At 71.9% G+C, this 24093-nt stretch carries 25 protein-coding genes, 1 tRNA gene and 1 pseudogene; 13 read left to right on the top strand and 14 right to left on the bottom strand.

What is annotated here, in order from left to right:
- The first annotated feature begins 316 nt into the window (after window positions 1–316).
- The 4 genes from IW256_RS22775 (at window position 317) to IW256_RS22760 (ending at window position 3537) form a co-directional block, all read left to right on the top strand.
- Window positions 317–763: a PGPGW domain-containing protein gene (locus IW256_RS22775; RefSeq protein WP_307829005.1), complete on the top strand. Its 447-nt coding sequence runs from the start codon at window positions 317–319 to the stop codon at window positions 761–763.
- A gap of 94 nt (window positions 764–857) precedes the next feature.
- Window positions 858–929: transfer RNA gene (locus tag IW256_RS22770), tRNA-Val, on the top strand.
- 626 nt (window positions 930–1555) lie between these two features.
- The gene (locus tag IW256_RS22765) at window positions 1556–2539 is read left to right on the top strand and encodes an NADP-dependent oxidoreductase (RefSeq protein WP_197012911.1); all 984 of its coding nucleotides are present in this window, start codon (window positions 1556–1558) and stop codon (window positions 2537–2539) included.
- Window positions 2540–2988: 449 nt separating this feature from the next.
- A complete protein-coding gene (locus tag IW256_RS22760) occupies window positions 2989–3537 on the top strand; it encodes an NAD(P)-binding domain-containing protein (protein WP_197012910.1) in 549 nt (182 codons plus the stop codon).
- A 23-nt stretch (window positions 3538–3560) separates the two neighbouring features.
- On the opposite strand, the gene IW256_RS41380 is transcribed toward IW256_RS22760, so the two are convergent.
- Window positions 3561–3713, bottom strand: a complete 153-nt coding sequence (locus tag IW256_RS41380) for a GNAT family N-acetyltransferase (RefSeq protein WP_307829004.1) — start codon at window positions 3711–3713, stop codon at window positions 3561–3563.
- A 303-nt stretch (window positions 3714–4016) separates the two neighbouring features.
- Window positions 4017–4433, bottom strand: a complete 417-nt coding sequence (locus IW256_RS22750) for a MarR family winged helix-turn-helix transcriptional regulator (protein WP_197012909.1) — start codon at window positions 4431–4433, stop codon at window positions 4017–4019.
- Between the two features lie 62 nt (window positions 4434–4495).
- On the opposite strand from IW256_RS22750, the gene IW256_RS22745 reads away from it, so the two are divergent.
- Complete coding sequence (locus IW256_RS22745) at window positions 4496–4783, top strand: DUF1330 domain-containing protein (protein ID WP_197012908.1); 288 nt, start codon at window positions 4496–4498, stop codon at window positions 4781–4783.
- Between the two features lie 149 nt (window positions 4784–4932).
- Here the strand turns inward: IW256_RS22745 and IW256_RS22740 are convergent, their stop codons facing one another.
- The 4 genes from IW256_RS22740 to IW256_RS22725 form a co-directional block, all read right to left on the bottom strand.
- Window positions 4933–5499, bottom strand: a complete 567-nt coding sequence (locus IW256_RS22740) for a flavin reductase family protein (protein ID WP_197012907.1) — start codon at window positions 5497–5499, stop codon at window positions 4933–4935.
- Window positions 5500–5567: 68 nt separating this feature from the next.
- Window positions 5568–6344, bottom strand: coding sequence for an SDR family oxidoreductase (locus IW256_RS22735; protein WP_197012906.1), 777 nt, complete (start codon window positions 6342–6344; stop codon window positions 5568–5570).
- A 38-nt stretch (window positions 6345–6382) separates the two neighbouring features.
- Window positions 6383–7219 carry an SDR family NAD(P)-dependent oxidoreductase gene (locus IW256_RS22730; protein ID WP_197012905.1) on the bottom strand — a complete coding sequence of 279 codons (837 nt, stop codon included), beginning with the start codon at window positions 7217–7219 and terminating at the stop codon, window positions 6383–6385.
- Between the two features lie 202 nt (window positions 7220–7421).
- Window positions 7422–8267: a helix-turn-helix transcriptional regulator gene (locus IW256_RS22725; protein WP_197012904.1), complete on the bottom strand. Its 846-nt coding sequence runs from the start codon at window positions 8265–8267 to the stop codon at window positions 7422–7424.
- 121 nt (window positions 8268–8388) lie between these two features.
- Between IW256_RS22725 and IW256_RS22720 the strand changes: the two genes are divergently transcribed.
- From IW256_RS22720 to IW256_RS41370, 6 genes and pseudogenes are all read left to right on the top strand, one after another.
- A complete protein-coding gene (locus IW256_RS22720; RefSeq protein WP_197012903.1) occupies window positions 8389–9234 on the top strand; it encodes a helix-turn-helix transcriptional regulator in 846 nt (281 codons plus the stop codon).
- A 111-nt stretch (window positions 9235–9345) separates the two neighbouring features.
- The gene (locus IW256_RS22715; RefSeq protein ID WP_197012902.1) at window positions 9346–10752 is read left to right on the top strand and encodes an amidohydrolase family protein; all 1407 of its coding nucleotides are present in this window, start codon (window positions 9346–9348) and stop codon (window positions 10750–10752) included.
- 28 nt (window positions 10753–10780) lie between these two features.
- Window positions 10781–11161 (top strand): Atu4866 domain-containing protein, encoded by a 381-nt coding sequence (locus tag IW256_RS22710; RefSeq protein ID WP_231403892.1) that lies wholly within the window; start codon window positions 10781–10783, stop codon window positions 11159–11161.
- A gap of 100 nt (window positions 11162–11261) precedes the next feature.
- Complete coding sequence (locus IW256_RS22705; RefSeq protein WP_197016481.1) at window positions 11262–12002, top strand: ABC transporter ATP-binding protein; 741 nt, start codon at window positions 11262–11264, stop codon at window positions 12000–12002.
- A gap of 279 nt (window positions 12003–12281) precedes the next feature.
- Window positions 12282–12488: pseudogene (locus IW256_RS43150) on the top strand (FtsX-like permease family protein); the annotation flags it as partial.
- Between the two features lie 650 nt (window positions 12489–13138).
- Window positions 13139–13804 (top strand): hypothetical protein, encoded by a 666-nt coding sequence (locus tag IW256_RS41370; RefSeq protein ID WP_231403890.1) that lies wholly within the window; start codon window positions 13139–13141, stop codon window positions 13802–13804.
- A gap of 192 nt (window positions 13805–13996) precedes the next feature.
- Here the strand turns inward: IW256_RS41370 and IW256_RS22695 are convergent, their stop codons facing one another.
- On the bottom strand, window positions 13997–15127 hold the full coding sequence (locus IW256_RS22695; RefSeq protein WP_197012901.1) for a CaiB/BaiF CoA transferase family protein: 1131 nt from the start codon (window positions 15125–15127) through the stop codon (window positions 13997–13999).
- A gap of 85 nt (window positions 15128–15212) precedes the next feature.
- Here IW256_RS22695 and IW256_RS22690 point away from each other — a divergent pair, with 85 nt between their 5' ends.
- Both IW256_RS22690 and IW256_RS22685 read left to right on the top strand, forming a co-directional pair.
- Entirely contained in the window at window positions 15213–16397 is a 1185-nt protein-coding gene (locus tag IW256_RS22690; protein WP_197012900.1) for an acyl-CoA dehydrogenase family protein, read from the top strand.
- A gap of 30 nt (window positions 16398–16427) precedes the next feature.
- A complete protein-coding gene (locus IW256_RS22685; RefSeq protein ID WP_197012899.1) occupies window positions 16428–17105 on the top strand; it encodes a GntR family transcriptional regulator in 678 nt (225 codons plus the stop codon).
- 71 nt (window positions 17106–17176) lie between these two features.
- On the opposite strand, the gene IW256_RS22680 is transcribed toward IW256_RS22685, so the two are convergent.
- From IW256_RS22680 to IW256_RS22650, 7 genes are read right to left on the bottom strand one after another with little or no spacing between them, the layout of a single operon-like run.
- Entirely contained in the window at window positions 17177–18247 is a 1071-nt protein-coding gene (locus IW256_RS22680; protein ID WP_197012898.1) for an ABC transporter substrate-binding protein, read from the bottom strand.
- A 26-nt stretch (window positions 18248–18273) separates the two neighbouring features.
- Window positions 18274–19116 (bottom strand): ABC transporter permease, encoded by an 843-nt coding sequence (locus IW256_RS22675; RefSeq protein WP_197012897.1) that lies wholly within the window; start codon window positions 19114–19116, stop codon window positions 18274–18276.
- Entirely contained in the window at window positions 19113–19913 is an 801-nt protein-coding gene (locus tag IW256_RS22670; RefSeq protein ID WP_197012896.1) for an ABC transporter ATP-binding protein, read from the bottom strand. Before IW256_RS22670 ends, IW256_RS22675 begins: the two co-directional genes overlap by 4 nt.
- A 1-nt stretch (window position 19914) precedes the next feature.
- The gene (locus IW256_RS22665; RefSeq protein WP_197012895.1) at window positions 19915–20934 is read right to left on the bottom strand and encodes a dipeptidase; all 1020 of its coding nucleotides are present in this window, start codon (window positions 20932–20934) and stop codon (window positions 19915–19917) included.
- 28 nt (window positions 20935–20962) lie between these two features.
- Window positions 20963–21631 carry a hypothetical protein gene (locus IW256_RS22660; protein WP_197012894.1) on the bottom strand — a complete coding sequence of 223 codons (669 nt, stop codon included), beginning with the start codon at window positions 21629–21631 and terminating at the stop codon, window positions 20963–20965.
- Complete coding sequence (locus IW256_RS22655) at window positions 21628–22368, bottom strand: IclR family transcriptional regulator (protein ID WP_197012893.1); 741 nt, start codon at window positions 22366–22368, stop codon at window positions 21628–21630. Before IW256_RS22655 ends, IW256_RS22660 begins: the two co-directional genes overlap by 4 nt.
- Window positions 22365–24083, bottom strand: coding sequence for a hypothetical protein (locus IW256_RS22650; RefSeq protein WP_197012892.1), 1719 nt, complete (start codon window positions 24081–24083; stop codon window positions 22365–22367). Before IW256_RS22650 ends, IW256_RS22655 begins: the two co-directional genes overlap by 4 nt.
- Window positions 24084–24093: the final 10 nt, after the last annotated feature.

The following is a 24093-nucleotide window of genomic DNA, read 5'->3' as shown; positions in this document are numbered from 1 at the left end:
GTCGGTCCCGCTGGCGCGCGGGCGCTCCGATGGGGCTCACTCCCTCCCACGGATGTCCCCGCGATCTATGACGCGTAACTGATGGACGTCCGGGGAACATTCCACGTCGAGAGCTGGATGTGACCTATCTCACACGCTCAAAAGTCCGTCCTGACCTGGGCAAAAACGGATCAACCGACTGTGGTGGCGGGCTTTCGGTGGACTCGATCGGCGGACAACGGGGCTCACCATGTGTGACGATCGGGCGGGGTGTCCTGGTTGCGCCGACCGGCGTGGACGGCCTGAAGCGGACGCCCTCGTGGCTTAGAGTTGGGCCGTGGCGATAAACCATGAGAAAGAGGTCTCGGCCCCTCTCGCATCGGAGGAGGCCGAAGAGCCGGGGGTCTTCGTGAGGTTCCGCGAGTACATGCGGCGGAACCCGCTTCTCAACACCACGTGGCGCATCGGCGTCTTCACCGTGGGCGTCACGGTGCTGGCAGGCGGCCTCGTCATGATGGTCGCCCCCGGCCCGGGCATCCTGGGCATCGTCGTGGGCCTGGCCATCCTGGCCACCGAGTTCGCCTGGGCCAAACGCGCCCTCCACCACGCCAAGCAGGCGGCCGAGAAGGCCAAGGAGAAGGCCCTCGACCCCCGCAAGAAGCGCCGCAACACCATCCTCGCCATCGTCGGCGGGGTGCTCGCGGGCGCCGCGGTGATCGCCTACCTGGTCGTCTACGACTTCACGCTCCCCTGGCAGATCCGCGACTACACCCCGTGGAAGTGATCCGGCCGGGCGGCCCCCGCCCGGCCGGCGCGCGAACAGCCCCCGAGATGCGCTAGAGTCTTCGACGTCGGGAAAGCCGCAAGGCCGACCGCCGGGGCGATTAGCTCAGTGGGAGAGCGCTTCGTTCACACCGAAGAGGTCACTGGTTCGAACCCAGTATCGCCCACCCCAAGTTTCCGCAAGTCAGCGCGTTGCCCACGACACGATCTCGTGTGTCCCGATGACCGCTTCGTAGTCTGGGGAGCCGGCGGGGGAGCCACCGCCCCCAGATCCGTACGCTTCGCGGATTCCCGAAGCGCTCATACAGTTGGTCGATCACCCTGAGTGCGCCATCCCAGGCTGGTCGAGGTCGGCGGCGCGGCCTGGTCACCGGGCTGATCGGCGCAACGGGTCCGGCAGACCATGATCCTGAACATCCTGAACGGCTTCTACCGCGTCGATCGCGGCACCGTTGGGCTCGACGGGCGGCTGATCGGTGGCCGGGTCGCCGCCGCATCGTCGTAGAGATCTCCGAGTGGCGCCGGGTCGGGGCCGGTGGAGGTGTGGGCCGTGCCATGCGCCGTGGACGAGGACCAGGGCAGGAGTGGTTGCCGCCGGGACGGACGGCATAGGTGATTTTCGCCGACGCGTCCGGGCCGATGCGGGTGACAACCTTGACGCAGCCCACGCCATGATGTTCCGGCCCTCCGCGGGCGGGGGCGTGGGTAAGGCGCCGGCCTACGACCCGATCTGCTTCGGCGACCTTGGCCCGAGCGCGTTCCGGCCTCCTACCAGCGCCGACAGGGAGAATTCGTGTCCAGAGCAGTGAGATTCGACAGTTACGGAGGCCCCGAGGTACTGCGGATCGCCGAGGTGCCCAAGCCTGTGCCCGGGCCGGGACAGCTACTGGTCCGCACGGTCGTCGCCCCGATCAATCCCGGGGAGATCGGAATCCGGGAGGGGGCCTTCGCCGATATCTGGCCCGCGACCTTCCCCGAGGGACAGGGCAACGACTTCGCCGGATGGGTGGTCAGCACAGGCGAGGGCGTGACCGGTTTCGCCGCGGGCGATGAGGTCATCGGGTTCGCTCCCCGCGCGGCGCAGGCCGACTACGTGGCCCTGGACGCCGATGCCGTAGCACTCAAACCGTTGGGTGTCTCCTGGGAGGAGGCGGCGCCGCTGCCGGCGGTCGGGGTGACGGCCTGGGCGGCGGTCGACGCCGTGCAGCCCCGGCCGGGGGAGACCGTGGTGGTGTCGGCCGCGGCGGGCGGCGTCGGCGTCCTGGCCGCGCAGCTCGTGCGGCTGCGCGGCGCCACCGTCGTCGGTACCGCCGGGGGGCACAACTTCGACTTCCTCCGCTCCCTGGGGATCGTCCCTGTCTCGCACGGCCCTGGCCTGGCCGAGGAGATCAGGAAGGCGGCACCCGAGGGCGTGGACGCCTACATCGACACCTTCGGCGGGGGCAACGTCGACATCGCCATCGCGCTCGGTGTCCCGGCACACCGGATCAACACCGTCGCCGACCCCCTGGCGGTCCGCCGCTACGGCGTGCACGGCCGGGCCCAGGAGGACGCGTTCTCCCCTGTGCTGGTCGCCGAGCTGGCCGACCTGGTCGCCCGCGGCCGGCTGGCCGTGCCGATCAGCACGGTGTATCCGCTGGAACGGGTCGGCGAGGCCTATATCGAGCTGGCTCGGCGTCACACCCGAGGCAAGATCGTGCTTAGCCTCGTTCCCGAGGCCGACCGCGAGCGGGAGCGCCGGGCCCTGTTCGGTGACAGGTCCAGCAACCCGACGTAGGGCGCGACAACCGCAGCCGGCGCGGGAAGGACCCTGGCCTCCCGGTCGGCGACCCGCGTCCGCATGGATCGGCGCACTTCGATCCGACAGTGCGCCGACCAGCTCGACCAGGCCGTGGTCAGCCGATAGAGCAGTGTGCGCATTCGACCACGTTGCGGCGTTTGTAGACGGCTGGGGCGAAGATCGGCGGGCGCCCGCCGCGCGAGCCGCGGCGGGCCCGTCCAGTCCGCTAGTCGGCGCGTTCGGGGATGGTGGCCCCGATTGGATCTTGGCGGTCAGGCCCCCGGTGACCGCCCGAGTGTTCTGCACGTGGGTTCGGTCCACCGCCCGGCCGAGCCGCTGTGAGGACCGCTGGCGAGAAGGCGTACGCGTCATCGATGTGGCGGCCTTCCCGACTTTTTGGATCACTCAACCATTCGTGGCGGGATCACCGCCCTCAAGGAGTCGGCATGAACATCACAGTGATCGGACGCGGGCGGGTCGGCGGCGGCCTGGCGCGCCTCTGGGAGAAGGCCGGCCACCAGGTCCGCACCCTCGGCCGGGACGGCGGCGACGCCTCGGACGCCGACGTCGTCGTGGTGGCGGTGCCCGGAGACACCATCGCCGAGGCGCTGCGGAGGGTGGCCGGGCTCAACGGGCAGGTGACCATCGACGCGACCAACCTCTACACCGAACGCGACAGCGCCTTCCCCTCCCTTGCCCACCAGGTGAAATCCGTCATCGGCGGCCCTACCGCGAAGTCCTTCTCCACCGTCTTCGCCGCCGCCTATGACCAGATCACCGCGCAGCGGGTGACACCGAGCAACCTCTACGCCGCCGAGCCCGCCGCCAGGGACGTCACCGCCCGGCTCATCCGCGACACCGGCTTCGACCCGGTCTACGTCGGCGACCTCGACCCGGGCGCGCGACTGCTGGAGGACAGTTCCGGCCTCACTCGCGCGCTGGCCGGGCAGATCGGCCCCTTCTTCTACCGCTATGCCGTCCCCGGAGAGTTGTAGCCGCGGAAGGCGGGCCGGGGCCATCAGTCCGTGACGCGGCTGGTCGCCTGGTAGCGCCAGGCGTCGTACTCCGGGTGCTTCGCGCTCCAGCCCGCGATGAAGGGGCACACGGGCAAGAACCTGGCGTCCGAGTCCTTGACCATCTCCAACGCGGCCCTGGCCAGCGCAGATCCCACACCGCGTCCTTCGTACGGGGCTCGACCTCGGTGTGCACGAAGGCGATGAGGCGCTGGGCCGGGATGTACCCGACGATCCCGGCGAGCTGCCCGCCCACATACGCCTCAAGGCGGTTGCCGTCAGCTTCACGCACGGTGACGTCTGTCTTGTCGTTGGGCGTCGTTTCTCCTTCGGGACGGATCGGTCTGTTCCTGGCCGGGACGGCGCCTCCGCCCAGCTTTTCGTGCCGGAAGTCGCCGTCGCATCGGCGATGACCGCCGATGCGACGGCCGCCTGTGTCAGCGCCCCGCGCCCCCGCGGCTTCAGGGGCGGTCTCGCCCGTCGAGCTTGGCGAGCAACCCGCGTAGCAGCTCGCCCTCCTCGTCCGTCAGCGGCAGTGCGCGGGTGATCTCGTCCGGGATCTCGGCGGCCCGTTCGCGCAGCGCGGCCCCCTGGGGAGTGAGCTCGACCTCCACGCTGCGCTCGTCGTCGGTCCGGCGGCGACGCACGATGTGCCCGGCCGCCTCCAGGCGTTTGAGCAGCGGCGTCAGGGTGCCATGGTCGAGATGGAGCGCCGCCGCGATCTCCTTGATCGTCACAGGGCCGCGCTCCCACAGCACCAGCATCACCATGTACTGCGGTTGGGTCAGCCCCACCTTCTCCAGCAGGGGCCGGTACACCGCCGCCACCGACCGCGACGCGGTCGCCAGCGAGAAGCAGATCTGGTCGTCGAGCCGCATGATCCCAAACTATCATGCGTCAAATTATCTTGTGCACCATATTCTTGTGTACTGTGGCTGTCATGAGCGCATACATGGTCATCAGCGTCACCCCTCAGGACGAGGACAAGTTCCGCGAGTACGAGGCCGCCACCCTGAGCGTCGTTGGACGCTACGGGGGCGTCCCCATCGCTCGCGACGTCGAGCCACTGGTCCTGGAGACCGACGCCAAGCCCGCCCTGGCCGTCATCCTGCGCTTCGACAGCAAGCAAGCGGTCGAGGCGTTCTACCATTCCGACGACTACGCCCCGCTGAAGGAGTTCCGGCACACGTTCGCCGAGGCCCACGCCCTGGTCATCGAAGGCCCGTGATGCCTGACACGGTCAACGGCCACCAGGCGCGGGAGCGCGCTTCCCCGCTCCCGTGCCCCGGGCTCGCCGCCGCACCCGGCGGCGAGCCCGGGCCATGCCAGGGCGGGAGAGCCGCCCCCTGATCGAGGCGTCCACCGACGTCGTCTCCGTCAGTCGGTGAGGTGGCGCCACTTGGTCATGCGGTGGCGCAGGTCGAGGGTGGCGGCGTTGGCGGAGAAGGTGCCGTCGCCGCGGTGGTGGAACTCGCCTGCGCCACGGCGGGGCGGGTCGATCCAGGCGCGTTCGGCGCGCAGGATCCACAGATGGTGGTCGGCGGCCAGGCGGTCGTCGGCGACGGTGCATTCGATGTTGGCGAAGCACTCGCCCACCAGCGGTGCGGCGACCTCGGCGGCGGGGACGGGGGTGAAGCCGAACCTCTCCCACTTGTCGACGTCACGACCGGAGCAGTTGCCGACGTCGACGACCCGTTCGGCGAGATCGACCGACGGTATCGCCAGGACGCACTCGCCGGTGGCCTCCAGGGCGGCGTGGCTGTGGTCCCACGGGCCGACGATCAGCGCGATGAGACCGCCGTGGGCGACGGGCATGTTGAACCCGTTGGTCATCAGGTTGGCGCGGCGGCCGTCGTGGGTGGACACCAAGAGGACGGGTCCGGGCTCGATGAGGCGGTGGACGTCGGCCAGCGGGTAGGCGGTCCTGGTCGAGGCGGCGGGCATGGCGGATCCTTCCCTGTCGGGGCGGCCGGGCCGGGGGCGACCGGTGCGCGGTCGCCCCGGCCGGGCTGCTAGATGGCCTGCGCGGTGGGCAGGACGGTGATCTCGGTGAGGTTGACGTGGCGAGGGGACGCGGCGATGAACGCGACGGTCTCGGCGAGGTCGGCGGCCTCCAGCGGGGCGATGTCGTGGAGCAGCCCCTCCATCAGCGCGCTCGCGTCGGGGTCGGTGACGTGGCTGGGCAGCTCGGTGTCGACCATGCCGGGCTCGATCGAGGCCACGCGGACCCCGCGGGGGCCGAGTTCGACGCGCATCAGCCGGGTGAGGTGACTGATGTAGGCCTTGGTGCCCGAATAGATCGAGAACTTCTCCAGGATGCGGGTGGCGGCGATGGAGGAGGTGTTGATCAGGTCGGCCGGGCGGCCGGCGTCGGCCGCGGCGGTGAGCTGCGGCAGGAACGCGGCGATGACGTTCATGACCCCGGTGACGTTGAGGTCGATCTGCTGCTGCCAGTCCTCGACCCGCAGCTCTTCGATCGCCGAGATCAGCTGCACCCCGGCGTTGTTCAGGACGAGGTCGGCGGGGCCGAGCCGGTCGGCGATCCGGGCCGCGGCGTCGGCGACCGCCGCGCGCTGGGTGACGTCGACGGCGACCGCCAGGGCGGTGCCGCCACCTGCCTCGATGGCGGCGACGAGGTCGTCGAGCCTGTCCTTGCGGCGGGCCAGGACGGCGACGGAGGCGCCGAGTTCGGCCAGGCGCAGGGCGGTGGCGGCGCCGATGCCGCTGGAGGCGCCGGATACGACGGCGACGCGGCCTGTCAGCGGGGTGCCGGCGAGCAGAGCGGACATGATGATCCCTTCGCGATGGGTGCGGTTGTGCGGGCCGGTCAGGCGTCGTCGTGGGCGGTCGCGGCGGACTTGGCCCGCCAGGGAGCCAGGTCCTCCTGGATCCGCGCGACCACGACCTGGAGCCGGTCGATGGTGTCGGGGCCGAGGTACAGGTGGGAGGGCAGCTTGTCCTGGGACACGACCTCGTGGATCAGAGCGGCGCCCTTGACCGGGTCACCGAGCTGGGTGTGGTTGGCCTCCCCGGCCCAGTCGAGGGTCACGTGGGCGGGGGTGCCGTCGTAGTCGGGGATCCGCGAGCCTGCCGTGCTCAGGGAGCTGGAGTCCAGGAAGTCGGTGCGCAGCACTCCCGGCTCGACGACCATGGCCCGGATGCCGAAGGGCGCGAGTTCGGCCGCGAGCGCCTCGGTGAGCCCGGCCACGGCGAACTTGGAGGCGCTGTAGAGACCGACGCCCGGCTCGCCCTCGAATCCCGACCGCGACCCGATGTTGACGATCGTGCCCGAACCCTGGCGCCGCATGACGGGCAGGACCGCGCGGGTCACGTCGATCAGGCCGAAGACGTTGAGGTCGAACAGGGACCGCGCCTCGGCGTCGCTGATCTCCTCCACCGCCCCGAGCAGACCGCGGCCGGCGTTGTTGACCAGCACGTCGATCCGGCCGAACCGGTCGACGGCGGCCTGGACGGCGACGGGCACGTCCTGGCCGCGGGTGACGTCCAGGGCGACGGCGAGCACGTCGTCGGACTCGGCCAGGTCGTCGGGGATCCGATCGGGGTTGCGGACGGCGACGGTGACCTGGTCGCCGTGCCGCAGGGCGGTCCGGGCGATGTCCGCGCCCAGTCCGCGGGAGGCCCCGGTGATGAACCAAACAGCCATGATCAATCCTTCTTCTGCACGTTTCACCTGTTCAAGCGGGGTTCCCGCCTGCTGACGGATTCGAGTCTGGGCGAGGTGAAGCGGCCGATGAAGGTCGCGCGTTTCCTGGGAGTGACCTTCCTAGGAAGAGGGGCGGAAGCGCTGGACGACGACGGGGCCGGCAGAGCGCACGCTCTGCCGGCCCCGTCGCCGTCGGAGGTGGTCAGCCGGCGGTGACCCCTTGGGCTCGGGGGGCGCCGGCCCGTCCGGCCAGGCGCTGGAAGGCGATGGCGGTCGGGCTGGCGGGCTCGGCCTGGTAGACGACGAGTTGCTGGTGCGGCGCGCCGTTGACGGTGAGGGCCGAGAACTGGATGTGCAGGTCGCCCACGCGCCGGTGCCGCAGGAGCTTGCCCTCCTGGGACTTGGACTTCACGTCGTGGCGGCCCCACAGATCGGCGAACTCGGGGCTCTGGGCGGACAGGTCGGCGACCACCTCGGCGATCCGCGCATTGTCCGGATCATGGCCATAGGCGGCGCGCAGCTCCGCCACGCAGGAGTGCGCGGCGCGCTCCCACTCCTGGTAGAACTCCCGGCCCGCCGGATCACAGAACACCATGCGCGCCAGGTTGTCGGCGGGCGAGAACGCCTCGTGCAGGGCGTCGGCCATCGCGTTGCCCGCCAGGATGTCCAGAGCCGGTCCCAGCGCGAAGGCCGGAGAGTGCGCGAATCCGTCCATCAGCTGCACCAGCTGAGGGCTGACCTGCTCTTGGACGTGTCGCCTGAAGCGCAGCTCCCGCGGCTGGGCCAGGCGGCGCAGGTGATCGGCGGCTTCCCCGTCCAGCAGCAGCGCCCGCGCCACCGCCTCGATCACCTGGGGCGACGGGCTGGACTCGCGCCCCTGCTCCAGACGGACGTAGTAGTCGCTGCTCATCCCCGCCAGCAGTGCGACCTCCTCCCGTCGCAGCCCCTTCACCCGGCGGCGCCCATACTCCGGCAGGCCGACGTCCTGCGGCTTCAAACCCTCACGACGCGCTCTGAGGAACTCGCCCAACGGCGTACTACTGCTCATACTCCCAGTATGGGTTATAGACGACCGATTTAGACATTTCGGACCTTTGGGGTAATCCAGGGTGTGATACACCCCCTTTCAGCCCCACGGCGGCGGCTTGCGCCGCTCTAGCCTCGAAGGCGTGGACAGCGATGACTCTTCCCTCGGAGCCTTCCTGCGCCGACGTCGGAACCTGCTGCGGCCCGACCCGCGGCCGGAAGAGCGGCGGCGGGTACCCGGCGCGCGCCGTGACGAGATCGCACGGGCGGCGGGCATCAGCACCGGCTACTACGCCCGGCTGGAGCAGGACCGCGCCACGCGGCCGTCCTGGCAGACCGTCGCGGCGCTGGCCCGGGCCTTGCGCCTGGACGACGAGGCCACCGCGCAGCTGTACCGGCTGGCCCGGCCGGCCGGCCGCCGGAGCCGTCCCGCGCGCCGGGAGCGGATCTCGCCGGAGGTGCGGCGGCTCATGGACGGCTGGAGCGCCGTGGCCGCGATGGTCATCGACACCGCCCAGGACGTGCTGGCCCGCAACGCGCCGGCCTCCGTCCTGCACGGGCGCTTCACCCGCGACGACAACCTCCTGCGCATGGTCTTCCTCGACCCGGCTGCGGCCGAGCACTTCGGCGACTGGAACCGGGTGGCCGCCGACGTGGTGGCCGACCTGCGCCGGGCGGTGCGCGAAACCCCCGACGATCCCCGGCTGACCTCCCTGGTGGGCGAGCTGTCGATCCACAGTGCGCCGTTCCGCCGCCTGTGGGCCGCCCGCGAGGGCGCCCTGGTCGCCCGCCGCCATCTCCACCTGTTCCATCCCGAGGTCGGCGAGCTCCGCCTCACCGTCGAGGTCTTCCCCATCGCTCGGGCGCCCGGCCAGCGGCTCGTCACCTACCAGGCAGAGCCCGGTTCCCCCTCCGCCGAGGCCCTGGTCCTCCTCGGCACGCTCACCTCCCAGAGCGCCACTGCGGCCGGGGCCGGGGAGCGTTCCTAGGTGCCGCACTCCCAGGAAACCCGCGGCCTTCTTACCTCGGCCCGCTCGTCGCAGACTCGTCACCACCGGCGAGAACAGCCCGCCGGAACTACCTGCGAAAAGAGCATCTCCATGGACCCCAGCGCCGCCCGCACCCAGATCCTCGACCGGTTGCGCCGCCAGGCCGCCGACCCCGGCCGCCGTGTTCTGATCACCGGCGCCGCCGTCGTGACGATGGACCCCGAACTCGGCATCCTGCCCAAGGCGGACCTGCTCGTCCAGGGCGAGACCATCGCCGCCATCGCCCCCGACCTGGCCGCGCAGGGCGCGGCTGACGGCGCCGTGGTCATCGACGCGCGCGGCTTCATCCTCGCCCCCGGTTTCGTCGACACCCACCGGCACGCCTGGGAGGCCCAGCTGCGCCGGATCATGCCCGACGTCGACGACCTCGGCGCATACGTCACCTCCACCCTGGCCGGCATCGCCCCCGCCTACACCCCGCACGACGTGTACGTCGGCACCCGCCTGGCGGCGCTCACCGCCCTGGACAGCGGGATCACCACCCTGCTCGACTTCTCCCACAACTCGCGCACCCGCGCGCACTCCGACCGCGCGATCCAGGCCCTCATCGACACCGGCATCCGCGGCGTGCACGCCTCCATGCGCCCGCACTTCGGCGACTGGGACGGCCAGTGGCCCGGCGACCTCGCCCGGCTCAAGGACACGTACTTCTCCACCGACGACCGGCTCCTCACTCTGCGCATGGCCGCCCTGGCCACCGACGAGATCGCCGGCCCCGACCTCGCCTACGGGACCGTCCTGGCCCGCACCGCCCGGGAGTTGGGCATCGGCGTCAGCGTCGACGCCGTCTTCGGCCGTGCCTCCTCCGCGGCCGTCCTGGAGTGGGAGAAGGCAGGGCTGCTCGGCCCCGACGTCTCCCTCATCCATTGCACCGGCCTGACCACCGACGCGTGGCGGGCCATGGGCGCCACCGGCGCCAACGTAGCGCTCGCCCCCACCTCCGACGCCCAGATCGGCCTGGAGACGGCGATCCCCGCGATCGACGAGGCCCTGGCGGCGGGCATCCGGCCCGGCCTCAGCATCGACGTCGAAGTCGCGCTCGCCAGCGACATGTTCACCCAGATGCGCGCCCTGCTCGCCATCCAGCGGATGCGCGCCGTCAACGCCGCCTACGGCACCGAAGCCCAGCCCCAGCGCGTCGGCGTCGCCGACGTCCTGGATTTCGCCACCGCCTCGGGCGCCCGCAGCATCGGTCTCGGCGACACCACCGGATCCCTCACCCCCGGCAAGCAGGCCGACCTCCTGCTCGTCGGCGCCGAAGACCTCAACACCATGCCGCTCAACGACCCGATCGGCACCCTCGTCCTGGGCGCCGACCCCCGCAACATCGACGCCGTCTTCGTCGCCGGACACCCCCGCAAATGGGCCGGCACCGTCCTGGACGTCGACGTGGCCGCCCTCGGCGACGACGTCCGCGCCTCACGCGACAAGGTCCTGCGCGCCGCCGGCCGCGCCTGACCCGGCCCACCGCGAGAAGAGAGCCGCCATGCTTCGCGCCGCCGTGATCGCGACCGGCCTGCTCACGGTCCTCGCCACCGGTGCCTGCCAGCGCCCTGGCCCCACCGCCATGAACACCACCACCACGACCACCGCCCCGGAGGCTTCCGTGACCGCTGAGACCATCACCACCGGACCGCACCCGCACGTCGGCATGTGGGTCACCGCCGACGGCCGCATCCGCCAGGAACTCCTGCCCACCGGCCGCTACGAGGAGAGCCGCGACGGCCGTGAACGCGCCTACACCGGCCGCTACACCGTCACCGGCGACCACATCGACTACTACGACGACCTCGGCTTCACCGCCACCGGCGACGTCCGCGGCGGCGTGCTCTACCACGAACACCTCGTTCTCTACCGCGAGCGCTGACCTCTTGTCCCGGAAACCCCGCCAGCGTGCCGCACGTGAACGCCGCCGTTCCCGCAACGCCTACCCGAAAGAGAGAACCTCGACCCCGCAGCCCGGCCCCCTGCCCTCACCCGCGATCTCCCTGAAGGACGTCACTCGCACCTACGGGCACGGCGACGCCGCCGTCCACGCCCTGAACGGGGTGAGCATCGACTTCGGCCCCGGCACGTGGACCGCCGTCATGGGCCCGTCCGGATCGGGCAAGTCCACCCTGCTGCACTGCGCCGCAGGCCTGGAACGCGTCGACTCCGGCCGCGTCCTGGTGGACGGGACCGACATCACCCACGCGAGCGACGCGGACCTCACCGCGCTGCGCCGCGGCCGCATCGGCTTCGTGTTCCAGAGCTACAACCTCCTCGGGTCCCTGACCGCCGAGGAGAACGTCGCACTACCGCTGAAGCTGGCCCGCGCGCCCTGGACGCCCGCCGACGTGCGGCGCGCCCTGGACGAGGTGGGCCTGTCCGGCAGGACGGGGCATCGCCCCCGCCAGCTTTCCGGAGGCCAGCAGCAGCGCGTGGCCATCGCCCGCGCCATCGTCACCCGGCCCAGCGTGCTGTTCGCCGACGAGCCGACCGGCGCCCTGGACTCCACCTCCGCCGCGGGCGTCCTCGATCTGCTGCGCGACCTCGCCGACCGAGGCCAGACCATCGTCATGGTCACCCACGACCCGGCCGCCGCCGCCCACGCCGACGCCACCGTCTTCCTGCGCGACGGCGCGTTCACGGGACGCGCCGATGGCGCGGACGCCCGCGCCATCGCCGACCGGCTTCTCACCTTGGAGGCGTCGCCATGTGGAGCCTGAGCCGATCGACCCTCAAGGACCGCCCGGCGCTGTTCGCCGGAGCACTGATCGCCACCTGCCTGGGTGCGGCGCTCGTCCAGTCCTCGCTGCTGCTCCTGCTGGCCGCCGCAGGACTGTCCCCGCCCGCCGACCTCACCGCCTTCCAGGGCATGGAGTTCGACGAGCGACGGATCGCGGCGGTCACCGTCGTGTCCGTGACCCTCGCCTGCACCGCCTTCCTCGCCGTCTTCGTCATCGACTTTCGCGTTCACCGTCGCACAACGCCGCCGCGATCTCGCCCTGCTCCGCCTCAACGGAGCCTCCACGGGCCAAGTGCGCAACCTCCTGCTCGGCGAAGCCGCGGTCCTCGGAGGCCTCGGCGCACTCGGCGGCGTTCCCCTGGGACTCCTCACCGCGCAGGTCCAGGCCTGGATGCTGCACGACGCGCACCTCGTCCCCGCCGGCTTCGCCGCGCCCTGGCGGCACTGGATCCTCGCCGTGTCCGCCGCCACCGGCATGCTCCTGGCCATCCTGGGCGTCCTCGCCGCCTCCCGCCGTGCGGTTCGCGTAAGGCCGCTCGAAGCACTCGGCGCTGACGCGCCGTCACTCCGCTCCCTCGGCCGCCTTCGCCGGACCGCGGGCGGCGGCTTCGGCCTGGCCGCCCTCCTGCTCACGGTTCTGGCACCCCTCGGCGGGCCCGCGGGTGGACAGGCCATGGCCATGTGCGTCTCGGTGTGCGCGGTGCTCTCCTTCGCCTGCTTCGCGCCACGTCTCGTCCCCGCGCTGGCGCGACTGCTGCCCGTGCGGCGGAACTCCGCGGTCGCCCACCTGGTCAAGAGCGAACTCCGCGACGACGCCTGGCGCAGTGCCTCGACTGCGGCCCCGGTCATCGTGCTCATCGGACTGGTCCTCGGCCAGTCCATCCTTCGCCGAATCCGAGCCTGCGTGCCGCGGTCGCGTGAGCCTGGTACGACCGGCCTCTCGCCGTGCAAGTGGAACTACTCGCTGCCCCGGATCCGCAGGTCCGTGCAGCCGCCACCGAGCGCAGGAATCCGGGCGTCCCGCCCGAGTGGAGGGAGCGTTGCCTTGCCGACCCTGCAGTGCGCATTAACGTGGCGCGCTATGTCCCACTCACATCGGAGCAGTTTGCGCAGCTCATGCGGCACGAGGAAGCGGAACTCCATCAGGCTGTCGCCGGTAACCCTCATCTATCGGCAGAGATGGTTGCCCAGCTCCTGGGCATCGACGACCCACTCGTGCGGGTCGCGGCTGCGCAGAGTCGGCATGTGGACGCCGAAACCCGGGACCGACTCCATGCGCTCGTAGAAGCCGAACGCGCGCAGGGAAGCATCGAGGCGGAAGTGGCTCTGAGCTGGAGCTTCGCCGAACCGGACTGGCTGCGCGAAGCGCCTCTCGATGAGCGGATGACCTACCTGGACTGCCGCTACACAACATTTCGGCGCGTACTGGCCACCTGCCACGACCTGCCTGAAGAGGCATGGCCTCGACTGGACAACGACCCGGAACTCGTAGTCCGCCGTGCTGCCGCCCGGCGGCCGGGCACACCACCAGAGGTCCTGGAAAGACTGGTCCGCGCCCACGGCGAGGTAGCGCACATCCGACCGCTACTCGTCGACCACGCCCACTTCCCTCGCGACGTGCTGCGCACGTTCGTCGACGAGCCAAGCCCGGACGTGCGCTACCTCGCCCTGCAAGACCCGGAACTGCCCCTGCCATACCTTCAGCAGCTCGCCGCCGCTGCCGAGCCCTTCCTGGGGCCGCCGCGCACCAGCTCATCTACGGCCAGCTCAACACCACGCTGAACGCCGCCAGATACATCCTTTGACCGAGCCCAGCGGTCAGGGCCGCGTCCCCCGCTTCTGCTGCTACGGGGTGAGCCGGTGGCCGTGGCGCACGCGCTGAACCGTGGGTCCGCTTCGTGCGCGCGCCCCTGCTGGACATCGAGATCCCGGTCGGCTGAAGCCGCCGGGGCCGGCCCCCGCGCTCCGTCCTCGTCAGCCGTTCGCTTCGGAGGGCCGCTCGTCCAGTGCGGGCGGCGCCGAGCGGTAGGTGGGCGGGGTCGCCGACAGCCCGATCGGGTTGCGCGTCAGGCGCGCCGCCGTCCCGTCCGGCCGGGGGACCTCGACGATCGGATCCAGCCCGAGCGACTCGGCGAGCGCGAACGCCCCGGCGATGTCGTTGACCCGACCGGCGGGGACCCCGGCCGCCGACAGGGCGGGGACCCAGTCGGCCGCGGGCTTGGCGGCCAGGGCGTCCACCAGGAGGCGGCGCAGTTCGCCCCGGTTGGCGACCCGGGCCTCGTTGACGGCGAAGCGCGCGTCCTCGGCCAGTTCGGGACGGCCGACGACGCGGGTGAGCGCGCCGAACTGGCGGTCGTTCCCGACGGCCAGGACGAGGTCGCCGTCGCCGGTGGGCAGCGGCTCGTACGGCGCGATGCTCGGGTGGGCGTTGCCCATCCGGCCGCCGACCCGTCCCGCCAGGGTGTACGCCGAGCCCTGGTTGGCGAGGGCGGCCAGCAGGCACGAGAGCAGGTCGATCTCGACCCGCTGCCCCTCGCCGGTGCGCTCGCGGTGCCGCAGCGCCGCGAGGATGCCCACGCTCGCGAAGAGCCCGCTGATGACGTCCACCAGGGCGACGCCGACCTTCTGCGGCTCGCCGTCCGGCTCCCCGGTGATGCTCATGAGGCCGCCGAGCGCCTGGATCAGCAGGTCGTAGCCGGGCAGCGCGGCCCCGGCGCCCGACCCGAAGCCGGTGATCGAGCAGTAGACGAGGCCGGGGGAGGCGGCGCTGAGCTCGGCGTGGCCGAGGCCGAGGCGGTCCATGACCCCGGGGCGGAAGTTCTCCACGACGACGTCGGCGGCCGCGGCGAGTTCGCGGGCGCGGGCGGCGCCGTCCACGGTGCGCAGGTCGAGGACGACGCTGTCCTTGTTGCGGTTCGCGGCCTGGAAGTAGGTCGCCAGGCCGCCGGCGTAGGGCGGGCCCCACGCGCGGGTGTCGTCGCCGCCGTCCGGGCGCTCGATCTTGGTCACCGCGGCGCCCAGGTCGGCGAGGACCATCGTCGCCAGCGGTCCGGCGAGCACACGGGAGAAGTCGACGATGCGGAGACCGTCCAGGGCTTGAGTCATAGGGGGCTCTTTGTCGGCTCGGGGCGGGTATGCGATTATCGAGTCTAGATTTTCGAAGATATATCCGCAAGGAGAGGTGACCGCCATGACGAGCACGCGGGATCACGCCGAGCTGCGCCCCGAGGACTTCCTGGACCTCGATGGGCTCCTGTCGGACGAGGAGCGCGACATCCGCGACACCGTCCGGTCGTTCGTGACCGACCGGATCGTCCCGCACGCCGGCGACTGGTTCGAGCGGGCCACGATCCCCCGGGAGCTTCCCCGGGAGCTGGGCGGGCTGGGCGTCCTCGGCATGCACCTGGAGGGGTACGGCTGCGCGGGGACCAGCGCGACCGCCTACGGCCTGGCCTGCATGGAGCTGGAGGCCGGGGACAGCGGGGTGCGCAGCATGGTCTCGGTGCAGGGCTCGCTCGCGATGTTCGCGATCTGGCGCTGGGGCTCGGAGGAGCAGAAGCGGCGCTGGCTGCCCGGCATGGCCGCCGGGGAGACGATCGGCTGCTTCGGGCTGACCGAGCCGGACGCGGGCTCCGACCCGGGCGCGATGCGGACCCGGGCCCGCCGGGACGGCGACGACTGGATCCTCGACGGCCGCAAGATGTGGATCACCAACGGGACGATCGCGGACGTGGCCGTGGTGTGGGCCCGCACCGACGAGGGCGTTCGCGGCTTCGTCGTCCCGGCCGGCACGCCGGGCTTCACCGCGCCGGAGATCCACAAGAAGCTGTCGCTGCGCGCGTCGGTGACCTCCGAGCTGGTGCTGGACGGCGTCCGGCTCCCGGCCGACGCGGTCCTGCCCGAGGTGTCGTCGCTGCGCGGCCCGCTGTCCTGCCTGAACGAGGCCCGCTACGGGATCGTCTGGGGCGCCGCCGGCGCCGCCCGCGCCTGCTTCGAGGCCGCGCTGAGCTACGCCAAGGAGCGCATCGCGTTCGGAAGGCCGATCGCGGGGACCCAGATCCAGCAGCAGAAGCTCGCGCACATGGCGCTGGAGGTCAATCGCTCCACCCTCCTGGCGCTGCACCTCGGCCGGCTGAAGGACGCGGGCCGGCTGCGTCCCGAGCAGATCAGCATGGGCAAGCTCGGCAACGTCAACGCCGCGCTGGACGTCGCCCGCACCGCGCGGCAGATGCTCGGCGCCAATGGGATCTCGCTGGAGTATCCGGTCATCCGCCACATGAACAACCTCGAATCCGTCGTCACGTACGAGGGCACCGCGGACGTCCACGCGCTGGTGATCGGCGGCGCGCTGACGGGCGTCCAGGCGTTCCGCTGACGCGGCCGGGGCACGGCTATGCTCGGGCCGGTGAACGATACCCGCGCCGACGCTCCCGCCTCGGTTCCCACGGCCCAGCAGCACGCCGTCGGCGCCCTGCGCCGTCTCATCGTGTCGGGCGAGCTGCGCCCCGGGCAGCGGGTCAACCAGGAGGACATCGCCGCGCGGGTCGGGCTGAGCGTCGCGCCGGTGCGGGAGGCGCTGCGCGTCCTGGCGCAGGAGGGGCAGCTCACCTACCGTCCCCGGCGCGGCTACTTCGTCACCGAGCTCCAGTACGAGGACCTCAGCGAGATCTATGAGCTGCGTCGGATCCTGGAGGAGCGCGCGGCCCGGCACGCCCTGCCGATGCTGGACGACTCCGCGCTGCGGCGCATCGACGAGGCCGCCCGCACCTGCGCGGAGGCCGCCGCGGCCGGGGACGTCGCCGCCGAGCTGGCCGCCAACCGCGTGTTCCACTTCGCGGTCATGGAGACGCCGGGTCAGCCGCACGTCCTGCGGCTGATCCGGCTGCTGTGGGACTCCACCGAGGTGTACCGGGCCATGTACTACAACCTGCCCGAGGAGCGCGCGGCGTCGGTGGACGCCCACGACCGGATCATCGAGGCGATCCGTGACCGGGACGCCGACCGGCTCGTCCGCGAACTCGACGACCACCGGGAACGGGCCCTGGACGTGCTGCGCGCCGTCCTCGACCCGGGACGGGCCTGACGCGCCGGGTGCCCGCCCGCGGCACCGTGGTCACGGCATCGCGGGCGGGCGCCTCGTGCCCGCGGTGTCCGTCACCCCGACCAGGCGCGGGCTTCGCGCTGCGGCTGGGCCGGGTCGAAGTCGTTGAAGGCAGGGACGAGCGAGTAGTCGGTCAGAGCCCGGACGGTCACGGCGCCGGGCTTGCCCTTGATGACTCCGTACTCGACGTAGGTGTCGAGGGTCTTCTGCAGGTCCTCGTCCTTCTGCAGGCCGTACTCGCCCGCGGAGCCCGGTCCGGCCGAGATCTGCAGCCGTTTCGCGAGGATCCTCGTCGCGGTGGCGAGGTCGGCCTCCTTCCCGCCCGCCAGCTTGGACGCCGGGAAGTGCTCCCAGTGCATCTTGATGGCGGCGCGCGGGTTTTCCTGCGAGAAGATCATGCCCTTGAAGAACGCCCGGAACAGGCCGCCGATCGCCTCCGGGCGCTTCTGGACGTCGCGCTTCCGGCAGACCAGGGCCGAGGTCCCGGTCAGGTCGTCCGTCCGCGACTCGATCTCGACCAGTTCCTCGCCGAGCAGCTCCCCGACGATCAGGTTGGAGCTGTCGTAGCCGGAGTAGGCGTCGATGTCGCCGCGCTGGAGCGCCTGGGCGGCCTGCGCCCCGTAGCCGACGGCGAGGATGTCGTCCGCGCGGACGGGACGGGGCAGCGACCTGGTCGCCCCGGTCACCAGCATCTCGTTGACGCCGCCGCGCACGTTCACCCCGACGGTCTTGCCGGCCAGGTCCGCCGCCGTCCGGAGCCCGGACGCGGCCGGGGCGACCGTGCGGAAGATGTTGCCGTTGACGGTGCCGACGATGACCAGGCCGGGGTCCTGGCCGATGGCGGTGACGGCGTTGGCGGTCGAGCCGTACGTGCAGGTGGCGCGCTCGTTGGCGACGGCCTGGATGGCCGCGACCGCGTTCTTCACCGGCTGCATCTCCACCTTCAGGCCCTCGTCCGCGAAGTACCCCATGGTCTCCGGGACCGTGGCGTACGAGGCGGTGGCCGCGCTCAGCGTCTGGTCGGCGACGGCGAAGGTGAGTTCGGTCCGTCCGTCGCCGGCGCCGCACGCGGTGGCCGCCGTGAGCGTCACGGCCGTGGTCAGGAGCGCGCACGCTTTTCTCATGGCGGGTCGTCCTCTTCTCGTCGGGGTCACGCGCGGTACCTGGCCAGGAGCCGGTTGAGCACCGCCATGGTCAGCCAGATGGCGACCCCGAAGAAGCCCATGACGATCAGCAGCGCGTAGGTCGCGGCGATCGACCCGTTCTGGGTGGCCGCCTGGATGGCGAAGCCCAGGCCCTCCCGCGCCGAGACGAACTCGGCCACGATCGCGCCGATCAGCGCGAGGACGGCGGCGGTGTTCAGCGCGGGGAGGATGTAGGAGACCGCGTGCGGGATCCGCAGCTTGAACAGGATCTGCCAGCGGCCCGCCCGTACCGACCGGAACAGGTTGTACTGGTCCTCGCCGACACTGGCCAGCCCCACCATCGCGTTGACCAGCAGCGGGAAGAAGGCGAGCAGCGCCGCCAGGAACGCCTTGGGCGCCAGGCCGTACCCGAAGCCCGCGATGACCATCGGGGCGATGGCCACCTTGGGGAAGGTCTGGATCACCACCAGGTAGGGGTAGACGGCCTTGTGGACGGCTTCGGAGAAGGTGAAGGCGACCGCGAGCACGAACGCCAGCACCGCGGCGCACGCCAGCCCGACCACCGTCTCGAAGGCCGTGGCGTAGACGTTCGGCCACAGAGCGCCGGAGGCGACCATGTCGCCCAGCGAAGCGAACACCTCCTGGGGCGGCGCGATGAGCAGCGGCGACACCCATTCGTGTTCCGCCGCCAGGTACCACAGCAGCAGGGTGCCGGCCAGGATCGCGACGCCGAGGACGCCGGCCTGGACGTTGACGTTGCCGAGCGGCCGCGCCCGGCCGGGCACGGGCCGCACGGGCCGCGTCCCGGTCGGCGCGGCGGGGGCGGTGGGGGTCTGCGGTGCGGTCACTGGCTCTTCACCTGCTCGAGAGAGGCCCGGACGCGCTGCGTGGCCTCGAAGAACTCCGCGGTCCCGCGCGCCTCGCGCCGTCGTGGTCGGGGGAGGTCGATGTCGATCACCTCGTGGATGCCGCCGGGCCTGGCCCGCATGACGACGATCCGGTCGGACAGGTAGACCGCCTCGCTGATGCTGTGCGTGACGAACAGGACGGTCTTGGGCTCGTCGTGCCAGACCCGCAGCAGCTCGTCGTTGAGGTCCTCGCGCGTGAACTCGTCCAGCGCGCCGAACGGCTCGTCCATCAGGAGAAGCCGCGGGCCGTCGATGAGGGAGCGGGCGATCGCGGCGCGCTGCTCCATGCCTCCCGACAGCTCGCGCGGGAGACTGCCGGCGAAGTCCGTCAGCCGCATCGTGGCCAGCAACTCGTCGGCCCGGCGGCCGGCGGCCGTCCGCTCCCCGCCGCGCAGTTCCACCGGGAGCAGGATGTTCTGCCGGATCGTCCGCCAGGACAGCAGCGTCGGCTTCTGGAAGGCGACGCTCACCCCCGGAGGGGGCTCGGTCACCGTGCGCCCGTCGATCTCGACGCTGCCGCCGGTGGCCGCCAGCAGACCGGCGATGATCTTCAGCAGGGTGCTCTTGCCGCAGCCGCTGGGGCCGATGAGGGAGACGAACTCGCCCGGCCGGACGTCCAGCGTGGTCGGGGAGAGCGCGTCGACGGCGGTGCGTCCCCGCCGGTACGTCATGGCGGCGTCGCGGACGGCGACGGCCGCCCCGGTCCGGGGCTCGGCGCCCGTTTCGGCGATGCCCATCTCACTGCCCTCCGCTCGCGAGCGCGAGTTCGCCGACGCCGGAACCGGCGGGTTCCGGCACGCCGAGCACCTCGTCGTAGAACCGCAGCCAGTTGCCGCCCATGAGGCCCCTGACCTCGTCGGCGGAGAACCCGCGCGCCCGCAGCGCCTCGTCCAGGACGGGGAAGTCGCCGGGGCCGCGGAACCACGAGGGCGGTCCGCTGCTCGCCGCGCCGGTGGCTAGGCCCGCTCCCTCCTGGGGGCGCCGGCTCCAGCGGCCGCTGCGCATCCAGGCCCGGTACTCGTCGGTGCCGCCGACGTTCGCGTCGGTACCGATGCCGACGTGCGCGGCGCCCGCGATGTCGACCGTCCGCGCGACCATCTCCGACCACGCCTCGGGCGTGTCGATGAAGCCGCGGGTCAGGTTGTGGTAGGTCGTCACGCCGATGACGCCGCCGCGCTCGGCCAGGGCCTCCAGCACCTCGCGGGGCTTGTTGCGGGGGTGCTCGGTGATGTCGGAGCAGTTGGCGTGGGTGATCGCGACCGGACGTCCGGAGGCGTGGATCGCGTCCAGGGTGGTGCGGTTGCCCACGTGGGACAGGTCGACGACCATCCCCACGCGGTTCATCCGCTCGACGACCTCGTGCCCGAACCGCGTGAGGCCGGAGTCGACCGGCTCGTAGCAGCTACCGCCGATGTCGTTCTGGATGTTGTAGGTGAGCTGGACGACGCGGACGCCGATCTCGGCGAAGAAGTCGACGTAGGATAGCCGTCCCTGGAGCATCGAGGAGTTCTGGAACCCCAGGATCAGGGCGGTGCGTCCCTCGGCCGCCAGCCGCCGGACGTCCCCGGCGGTGCGGGCGATCCCGACGAGGTCGGCGTTGTCCTCGGCGAAGTACCGCCAGGAGGCGATCGCGTCCAGCGACTCCGTCGCGTCCTCCCAGAAACCGCAGGTCGTGGTGACCGCGTCGATGCGCGCCCGGCGCAGGGTCACCAACTGGTCGCGGGTCATCCGCGAGCAGTTGAGTCCATCGATGTACACGGCGTCTCCTTTACGGGGAGGGAGAGGGTCAGAGGATTCCGGACGGAGGCGGCGCCATCCCGGTGTGCAGCCGGGACAGGTCGGTGTCGATGCTGAGCGCCTCGTTGGAGGCGTAGTAGAGGGGCCACCAGACCTCGGCGGGCACCTCGATGCCGGTGCCGATCAGCGACGGCGGCGCCGGCGGCGCGGCGGGCAGTACCTCGACCCGGGCGTCCGTGCCCTCGACGGCCACGCTCAAGCCGAGGCCGAGCGCCGCGGCCCACAGCGAACCGGCTTCGAGCAGGTCGGCGTCGGCCAGGCCGTGCACCGTCACCGGGTCGCCGGGCCCGTCCGCGAACGCGCCCGCCAGCACGGGGGCGCCCACCAGCAGGGCGCTCCGCCCGCCCGCGTCGATGCGGCGGGGGCCGGTTCGTCGCGGCGGCGCCCAGGCGGGACGGTCCGCGCCGCCCGGGAACGTTCCAGCGAGCCGGGCCAGCGCGTCCCGGCCGAACCGGTCCACGCAGTCCACCACGAAGTCGCGGGCGGCGGGGCAGGCCCCGGCCGGGACGCCGGCCACCATCAGCAGCCGCTCGCAGACCAGCCGGATCTCGCGCCGGTGGACGGTGAGCGTCCCGGCCATCGACTCGGGCGGGGTGATGGCGCTGATGTCGGGCCGCAGGTCCAGCCCGTGCGTGTCGTGGTCGAGGTCGAGTCTCATCCGTGCGTCCTTTCCTCGGCGATCAGCTCGCCGGAGGCGTTGCGCGCCATCTCCAGCAGCCGTCGGGTCATCTCCGCCACGACCGTCTCGTCCACCCGGACCGCCGGGGCGATGACGCTCAACGCGCCCATGCAGTGCCCGCGGACCATCAGCGGGACGGCCACCGCGGTGATGTCGCTGCCCAGCCAGTCGCTGCGCACCAGCGCGAAGCCGCGGTCGGCGACCTCCGCGTAGACCTCCGCCGGAGCGAGCTCGACGCCGCCGGCGCGCAGCCGGTCGCGCTCGCGCTCCGAGAGGTGCGCGACGATCGCCTTGCCTGAGGCGGAGGTGGTGATGGAGATGCTCGTCTGGAACTTCTGCCGCTGGTAGATGCCGACCGGCTCGGCGCGTTCCACGATGAACAGGCCGCCCTGGTCCAGCACGGCGAACGACACCGCCTCGCCCAGGTCGGCCGCGAGCTGGCGCATCCGCGGCTGGAGGATCTCGGCGATGTCGGCCTGGGCGGAGCGCATCCGGGCCAGGACCGACACGTGGTGGCTCAGGTGGTAGCGGCCCGCGTCGTCCTGGACGAACCAGCCCGCCTCCTTCGCGGTGTGCAGGTACTGGTGCATCGCTCCCCGGCTCCACCCGAACCGGTCGGCCAGCTCGGCGACGCTGACGGGGCCGGTGGAGAAGCCGACCGCGTCGACGATCTCCAGCATCTTGCGCGCGGTGGTGAGCACCTTCGTCCCGGTCACCGGCGGCCTCCGGCCCACCAGAAGCGCTCGCCGGCCCCGCCCAGCGCCTCCCGGGTGGGCGCGTTCTCCAAGATCAGGCCGCGCAGCGTGCGCCGCTGGACGTCCAGGGTCTTCTCCAGGCCGAAGCAGAACGCGTTGAGGACGTGGATCAGGTACGCGGGGACCAGCTCGTCGTCCCGGTAGTCGACCCGGGCCAGCGCGTACGGGCTGTCGGCGAGGTTCTGCACGAGGGCGGTCGCGCGCAGGGCGGAGGGATGTTCGAGCAGCAGGTCGCCGACGTTCCGCCCGTCGTCCGCCCCGTCCAGGAGGGCGAGCAGCGCGCCGACCTCCTCCACCGGGTTGATCGCGAGGTCGTAGGTGTCCTCGGGGATCTCCCGCCTGTGACCGGAGCGGGGCTCCTCCGACGCACGCGACTTGTACCAGACGCGGTTGCGGAGATCGTCGCGGTTGCGGGGGTAGTCCGCCGTCCAGGGCACCGTGGCGTGGACCGTGTCCCGCAGCCGCGCCACCGGCCAGGTGGGATCCGGCCTCATCGACTCGTCCACGACCAGCTCGCCGAGCCGCGGCTCCCAGGCGCCGCGGTCGAGTTCCAGCGCGGTGGAGCGGAACAGCTCGACCGCCTCGGGCCCGGTACCCGCCGAGCAGGCCGACTCGACGGCGCCGAGCGCGAGCCCCGTGCCCTCGGCGCGGGCGCGGGCGCGCCGCGCCCGCAGCTCCCGCCGCAGGTGCCGCAGCTCCTGGGCGACCAGGGGGCCGCTCGGGAACAGCCGGTACGGGGTCGAGTCCGCCTCCTTCGCCTCGATGACGCGGCCGAGGAGATCGTCGAACAGGTCGAGTTCGGGCGCGTCCGCCGGCCAGGTCAGGCTCAGGACGCGCGCCGTGCTCTCCTCGTACAGCCCGATCCACCGGGACACCAGGCGCGGGCGGTTCATGAAGAACAGCACCAGGCCCAGGGCGGAGCCGTTGCCGACGGCGACGCGCCGCTTCAGCTCCGGCGACAGGCGGGCCGCGCCGGCGTTCCGCAGCCGGGCCAGCGACTCGACGAGGTCGAACGAGATCTCCCGCATCATGTAGGCCGAGAGCATCTGCGCGTGGTACGGCAGCGCCAGCGGATGGTCCGGGCCGTACGCGCTGAAGTCGACGGTGCCGAACGTGCCGTTGCCGTCCAGGCCGGTGTTGCGGAGCAGGTAGCCGGCCTCCAGCAGCCGCTCCTCGTCGGGGTCTTCGCCCGCCGCGAGGGCCTGCTGGACCTCGTCGAACGCCCGCAGGCTGCGGTTGGCGCGGAACCAGACCAGCGTCCGGTCGGCCGCGCGGCCCGCGTACAGTTTGGGCATCTCGCGGCGGGTCTGCTCGATGCGCTCCTCGTCGGGCTCCCCCTCCATCAGCGCGCCGAGCACGTCCCAGCTCGACCCGATGATCCGCGGGGTCCGGTTGACCATGCGGGGCTCGGTGGAGAACGCGACCGCCGAGAGCACGTGCCCGCCGGCGTTGATCCGGTAGACGAGCGTCCCGTTCCCCTCGGGGGTCAGGTCCGCGCGCAGCAGGTCGATCTCCCAGTGCTCGCGGGTCATCCGGTCCATCAGGGTCCGGGTCGCGCTGAGCGGATTGGCCGGAAGCGCGGCCAGCCGCCGCGGATGCATGACCGCCGCCGGGGGGCGGGGCGCCGCGTGTCCCGGGGCGGGGGGCACCGCACGTTGCGTCGCCTCGAACGACATTTACCCTCGA

It is taken from the genome of Actinomadura viridis (genome assembly GCF_015751755.1).
GTDB lineage: Bacteria > Actinomycetota > Actinomycetes > Streptosporangiales > Streptosporangiaceae > Spirillospora > Spirillospora viridis.
The sequence above is the reverse complement of the archived record's forward strand: the minus strand, read 5'-3'. Positions and strand labels throughout refer to the sequence as shown.

Bases quoted from the DNA above. Each gene is read 5' to 3' on its own strand.
- IW256_RS22690 (WP_197012900.1), top strand. From the start codon at position 15,213: ATGACGAGCACGCGGGATCACGCCGAGCTGCGCCCCGAGGACTTCCTG.
- IW256_RS22745 (WP_197012908.1), top strand. From the start codon at position 4,496: ATGAGCGCATACATGGTCATCAGCGTCACCCCTCAGGACGAGGACAAG.
- IW256_RS22710 (WP_231403892.1), top strand. From the start codon at position 10,781: ATGCTTCGCGCCGCCGTGATCGCGACCGGCCTGCTCACGGTCCTCGCC.
- IW256_RS22670 (WP_197012896.1), bottom strand. From the start codon at position 19,913: ATGGGCATCGCCGAAACGGGCGCCGAGCCCCGGACCGGGGCGGCCGTC.
- IW256_RS22650 (WP_197012892.1), bottom strand. From the start codon at position 24,083: ATGTCGTTCGAGGCGACGCAACGTGCGGTGCCCCCCGCCCCGGGACAC.
- IW256_RS22735 (WP_197012906.1), bottom strand. From the start codon at position 6,344: ATGTCCGCTCTGCTCGCCGGCACCCCGCTGACAGGCCGCGTCGCCGTC.
- IW256_RS22730 (WP_197012905.1), bottom strand. From the start codon at position 7,219: ATGGCTGTTTGGTTCATCACCGGGGCCTCCCGCGGACTGGGCGCGGAC.
- IW256_RS22695 (WP_197012901.1), bottom strand. From the start codon at position 15,127: ATGACTCAAGCCCTGGACGGTCTCCGCATCGTCGACTTCTCCCGTGTG.
- IW256_RS22660 (WP_197012894.1), bottom strand. From the start codon at position 21,631: ATGAGACTCGACCTCGACCACGACACGCACGGGCTGGACCTGCGGCCC.
- IW256_RS22750 (WP_197012909.1), bottom strand. From the start codon at position 4,433: ATGCGGCTCGACGACCAGATCTGCTTCTCGCTGGCGACCGCGTCGCGG.
- IW256_RS22740 (WP_197012907.1), bottom strand. From the start codon at position 5,499: ATGCCCGCCGCCTCGACCAGGACCGCCTACCCGCTGGCCGACGTCCAC.
- IW256_RS22725 (WP_197012904.1), bottom strand. From the start codon at position 8,267: ATGAGCAGTAGTACGCCGTTGGGCGAGTTCCTCAGAGCGCGTCGTGAG.
- IW256_RS41370 (WP_231403890.1), top strand. From the start codon at position 13,139: ATGCGGCACGAGGAAGCGGAACTCCATCAGGCTGTCGCCGGTAACCCT.
- IW256_RS22715 (WP_197012902.1), top strand. From the start codon at position 9,346: ATGGACCCCAGCGCCGCCCGCACCCAGATCCTCGACCGGTTGCGCCGC.
- IW256_RS22760 (WP_197012910.1), top strand. From the start codon at position 2,989: ATGAACATCACAGTGATCGGACGCGGGCGGGTCGGCGGCGGCCTGGCG.
- IW256_RS22680 (WP_197012898.1), bottom strand. From the start codon at position 18,247: ATGAGAAAAGCGTGCGCGCTCCTGACCACGGCCGTGACGCTCACGGCG.